Origin of the sequence: Streptomyces roseolus, from assembly GCF_014649855.1 — a bacterium.
GTDB lineage: Bacteria > Actinomycetota > Actinomycetes > Streptomycetales > Streptomycetaceae > Streptomyces > Streptomyces roseolus.
The window spans coordinates 586-978 of record NZ_BMTV01000073.1 but is presented as its reverse complement, the minus strand read 5'-3'; the positions used below and the strand labels follow the sequence as shown (position 1 = coordinate 978).

Genomic DNA, 393 nt, shown 5'->3' with positions numbered 1-393 from the left:
GTGAACCAGGACGGTGCCAGCAACGGCCTCACCGCCCCCAACGGCCCCTCCCAGGAGCGCGTCATCCGCCAGGCCCTCGCCGCGGCCGGCCTGTCGGCCGCCGACGTGGACGCGGTCGAGGCGCACGGCACCGGCACCCGGCTCGGCGACCCCATCGAGGCGCAGGCGCTGCTCAACACCTACGGCCAGGACCGGCCCGAGGACCGTCCGCTCTACCTCGGCTCCCTGAAGTCGAACATCGGCCACTCCCAGGCCGCCGCCGGCGTCGGCAGCATGATCAAGATGATCGAGGCGATGCGCCACGGCGTCCTGCCCCGCACCCTCCACGTCAGCGAGCCGACGCCGCACGTCGACTGGGAGACGGGCGCCGTGGAGCTCCTCTCGGAGGAGACT

1 protein-coding gene is annotated in these 393 nt (G+C 73.3%); it reads left to right on the top strand.

What is annotated here, in order from left to right; genetic code table 11:
• On the top strand, nucleotides 1–393 hold a 393-nt coding region (locus tag IE245_RS37600; protein ID WP_229852082.1), incomplete at both ends, for a polyketide synthase.